Annotated in this window: 7 protein-coding genes; all 7 read right to left on the bottom strand. The window is 67.7% G+C overall.

The genetic code is table 11. The annotated features are described in order from the left end of the window. Positions 1 to 54 precede the first annotated feature (54 nt). The 7 genes from rplP to rplD are packed head-to-tail and all read right to left on the bottom strand — an operon-like array spanning position 55 to position 3560. Positions 55 to 468, bottom strand: coding sequence for a 50S ribosomal protein L16 (gene rplP, locus VFM98_RS17280; RefSeq protein ID WP_325111138.1), 414 nt, complete (start codon positions 466 to 468; stop codon positions 55 to 57). A gap of 3 nt (positions 469 to 471) precedes the next feature. Then, positions 472 to 1233, bottom strand: coding sequence for a 30S ribosomal protein S3 (gene rpsC, locus VFM98_RS17275; RefSeq protein WP_325111137.1), 762 nt, complete (start codon positions 1231 to 1233; stop codon positions 472 to 474). Positions 1234 to 1235: 2 nt separating this feature from the next. Further along, entirely contained in the window at positions 1236 to 1571 is a 336-nt protein-coding gene (gene rplV / locus VFM98_RS17270) for a 50S ribosomal protein L22 (protein ID WP_325111136.1), read from the bottom strand. A gap of 10 nt (positions 1572 to 1581) precedes the next feature. Next, complete coding sequence (rpsS, locus tag VFM98_RS17265) at positions 1582 to 1851, bottom strand: 30S ribosomal protein S19 (RefSeq protein WP_325111135.1); 270 nt, start codon at positions 1849 to 1851, stop codon at positions 1582 to 1584. Between the two features lie 5 nt (positions 1852 to 1856). Continuing rightward, positions 1857 to 2684 carry a 50S ribosomal protein L2 gene (rplB, locus tag VFM98_RS17260; RefSeq protein ID WP_325111134.1) on the bottom strand — a complete coding sequence of 276 codons (828 nt, stop codon included), beginning with the start codon at positions 2682 to 2684 and terminating at the stop codon, positions 1857 to 1859. 10 nt (positions 2685 to 2694) lie between these two features. Then, positions 2695 to 2991 carry a 50S ribosomal protein L23 gene (gene rplW / locus VFM98_RS17255; protein WP_325111133.1) on the bottom strand — a complete coding sequence of 99 codons (297 nt, stop codon included), beginning with the start codon at positions 2989 to 2991 and terminating at the stop codon, positions 2695 to 2697. Then, entirely contained in the window at positions 2988 to 3560 is a 573-nt protein-coding gene (gene rplD / locus VFM98_RS17250) for a 50S ribosomal protein L4 (RefSeq protein ID WP_325111139.1), read from the bottom strand. The genes rplW and rplD overlap by 4 nt, the downstream gene beginning before the upstream one ends. Positions 3561 to 3577: the final 17 nt, after the last annotated feature.

Genomic DNA, 3577 nt, shown 5'->3' with positions numbered 1-3577 from the left:
CCAGGTGGGCCTGGAGCTCGGCGGCCGACTTCTGACGCATCTGCTTGAGGTCCATCAGCGCACCGTCCGGGCAACGAAAGTGGTGGTCACCGAGAGCTTGGCGGCCGCCAGGCGGAACGCCTCGCGCGCGGTCGCCTCGTCCACGCCCTCGATCTCGTAGATCATGCGGCCGGGCTGGATCTGCGCGACCCAGTACTCGACGTTGCCCTTGCCGGAGCCCATTCGCACTTCGATCGGCTTCTTGGTGATCGGCTTGTCCGGGAACACGCGGATCCACATCTTGCCGCCGCGCTTGACGTAGCGGCTGATCGAACGACGCGCGGCCTCGATCTGGCGCGACGTCAGCTGGCCGGTCGCGGTGGCCTTGAGGCCGAACTCGCCGAAGCTGACGGCATTGCCGTTCCAGGACAGGCCGTCGTTGCGGCCCTTGTGCATCTTGCGGAATTTGGTTCGCTTGGGTTGCAGCATGGTTTATTCCCTCGCCTCGCCGCGCTCGCCACGATCGCCGCGCTCGCGGCGCGGGCCGCGGGGACGCTCGGTGCGCTCGCGATCACCGCGCTCGGCGCGCGGCGAATCGTCCTGCTTCTCCTGGCCGACCTGGGAGAAATCGAAGATCTCGCCCTTGTAGACCCAGACCTTGATGCCGATGATCCCGTAGGTCGTCTTCGCCTCGGCGAAGCCGTAGTCCACGTCCGCGCGCAGGGTGTGCAGCGGGACGCGGCCCTCGCGGTACCACTCCGAACGCGCGATCTCGGCGCCGTTCAGGCGGCCGGCCACGTTGACCTTGATGCCCAGCGCGCCCAGGCGCATCGCGTTGCCGACGGCGCGCTTCATCGCGCGGCGGAACATGATGCGGCGCTCGAGCTGCTGCGCGATCGACTCGGCGACCAGCTGCGCGTCGAGCTCCGGCTTGCGGACCTCGGTGACGTTGATGTGCGCCGGGACGCCCATCAGGTCGCTGACGTCCTTGCGCAGCTTCTCGATGTCCTCGCCGCGCTTGCCGATCACCACGCCCGGGCGGGCGGTGTGGATCGTCACGCGCGCGGTCTTCGCCGGGCGCTCGATCAGGATCTTCGAGATCCCGGCCGCGGCCAGCTTCTTGCGCAGCATGTCGCGGACCTTGAGGTCGGCGGCCAGGTAACCGGCGTATTCCTTCTTGCCGGCGTACCACTTGGAATTCCAGTCCTTGGAGATGCCCAGGCGGATGCCGGTGGGATGAACTTTGTGACCCATGGTTACTTGCCCTCGCCGACGACGACGGTGATGTGGCTGGTGCGCTTCAGGATGCGCGTGCCACGGCCCTTCGCACGCGCCATGAAGCGCTTCAGCGACGGACCCTCGTCGACCATGATGGTGGTGACCTTCAGCTCGTCCACGTCGGCGCCCTGGTTGTTCTCCGCGTTGGCGATCGCCGACTCGACGACCTTGCGGATCATGTGGGCGGCCTTCTTGTCCGAGAACTTCAGCAGGTTGACGGCGCGTTCGGCCGACAGCCCGCGCACCTGGTCGGCGACCAGGCGGGCCTTCTGGGGGGAGATGCGCGCGGTGCGCAGGATTGCCTTCGCTTCCATGGTCATCTCCTTACTTCCCGGCCTTCTTGTCGCCGCCATGGCCCTTGAACGTGCGGGTCATGGCGAACTCGCCGAGCTTGTGGCCGACCATGTTCTCGTTGACCAGCACCGGGATGTGGTTCTTGCCGTTGTGGACGGCGATGGTGAAACCGACCATCTCCGGCATGACCATCGAACGGCGCGACCAGGTCTTGATCGGCTTCTTGCTGCTGCCCGCGGCCTCCACCTTCTTGATGAGGTGGTGGTCGACGAACGGGCCCTTCTTGAGTGAACGTGCCATACCGATCAGCTCCTGCGGTCGCGCACGATGAACTGCTGCGTGCGCTTGTTCTTGCGGGTCTTGTAACCCTTGGTCGGGACGCCCCACGGGGTGACCGGGTGCGGGTTGCCCTGGCCGGCCTTGGCCTCGCCGCCGCCGTGCGGATGGTCGACCGGGTTCATGGCCGCGCCGCGGACGGTCGGGCGCACGCCGCGCCAGCGCTTGGCGCCGGCCTTGCCCAGCTTCTCGAGGTTGTGCTCGACGTTGCCGACTTCGCCGATGGTGGCGCGGCACTCGGACGGCACCTTGCGCATCTCGCCCGAACGCAGGCGGAGCATCGCGTAGACGCCCTCGCGGGCGACCAGCTGCACGCCGGCGCCGGCGGCGCGCGCCATCTGCGCGCCCTTGCCCGGCTTCATCTCGATGCAGTGGATCGTGGAACCGACCGGGATGTTGCGCAGCGGCAGGGTGTTGCCGACCTTGATCGGCGCGTCGGCGCCCGCGATCACCTGCTCGCCGGCCTTCAGGCCCTTGGGCGCGATGATGTAGCGGCGCTCGCCGTCGACGTAGCACAGCAGCGCGATGTGCGCGGTGCGGTTCGGGTCGTACTCGATCCGTTCGACGCGCGCCGGGATGCCTTCCTTGTCGCGCTTGAAGTCGATCAGGCGGTAGTGCTGCTTGTGGCCACCGCCGACGTGGCGGGTGGTGATGCGGCCGTGGTGGTTACGGCCGCCGGTCTTGCCCTGCTTCTCCACCAGCGCGGCATGCGGGGCGCCCTTGTGCAGGCCCGGCGTGACCACGCGGACCATCGAGCGACGGCCGGCGGAAGTGGGTTTGAAGGTCATCAATGCCATGGATCGTTCCTCAGGCCGTGGCCATCACGTCGATCGACTGGCCGTCGGCCAGCTTCACGTATGCCTTGCGCCAGTCGCCGCGGCGGCCCATGCGGTTGCGGAAGGCCTTGCCCTTGCCCTTCACGTTCACCACGTTGACCGCCTCGACCTTGACGTCGAAGAGCTTCTCGACCGCGACCTTGATGTCCGCCTTGGTGGCGGTGCCGGCGACCTCGAACACGTACTGGTTCGAGACCTCCTGCAGGCGGGCGGTCTTCTCGGACACGCGCGGGGCGCGGATCACGTCGTACAGCTTGGCCTCGTTCATGCCAGCCACTCCTCGATCTTCTTCACGGCGTCGGAGGTCAGGACCACCGAGTCGGCGCCGACCAGGGCGACCGGATCCAGGCCCTGCACGTCGCGGACCTGCACGTAAGGCAGGTTGCGGGCCGACAGGAACAGGTTCTCGCTCGCGTCCTCGGTCACGATCAGCGGACGCTGGCCGAGCTTGAGGCCCGCCAGCTTCGCCACCATGCCGGAGGTCTTCGGCGCGTCGACGTCGAAGGACTCGACCACGGTGATCCGGCCCTGGCGGTTGAGCTCGGACAGGATCGCGGCCATGGCCGCGCGGTACATCTTGCGGTTCACCTTCTGCGCGAAGCTGCGCGGCTTGGCCGCGAAGGTCACGCCGCCGCCGACGAAGATCGGGGCCGTCAGGGCGCCATGACGCGCGCCGCCGCCCTTCTGCTTCTTCGACTTCTTGGTGGTGCCGCTGACTTCCGAACGCGTCTTCTGCGCCTTGGTGCCGGCGCGGCCCGCGTTGCGGTAGGCGACGACGACCTGGTGGACCAGGTCTTCGCTGAACTCACGGCCGAAGACGGCGTCGGAGACCGACAGCGACTTGCCGTTGTTGA

This window comes from Ramlibacter sp. (assembly GCF_035706265.1).
GTDB lineage: Bacteria > Pseudomonadota > Gammaproteobacteria > Burkholderiales > Burkholderiaceae_C > Ramlibacter.
Note: the sequence above shows the minus strand (reverse complement) of the source record. Positions and strands in the feature narration are given on the sequence as shown.

Coding starts and splice junctions, on each gene's coding strand:
- rplP (WP_325111138.1), bottom strand. CDS start 468: ATGCTGCAACCCAAGCGAACCAAATTCCGCAAGATGCACAAGGGCCGC.
- rplB (WP_325111134.1), bottom strand. CDS start 2,684: ATGGCATTGATGACCTTCAAACCCACTTCCGCCGGCCGTCGCTCGATG.
- rpsC (WP_325111137.1), bottom strand. CDS start 1,233: ATGGGTCACAAAGTTCATCCCACCGGCATCCGCCTGGGCATCTCCAAG.
- rpsS (WP_325111135.1), bottom strand. CDS start 1,851: ATGGCACGTTCACTCAAGAAGGGCCCGTTCGTCGACCACCACCTCATC.
- rplV (WP_325111136.1), bottom strand. CDS start 1,571: ATGGAAGCGAAGGCAATCCTGCGCACCGCGCGCATCTCCCCCCAGAAG.
- rplW (WP_325111133.1), bottom strand. CDS start 2,991: ATGAACGAGGCCAAGCTGTACGACGTGATCCGCGCCCCGCGCGTGTCC.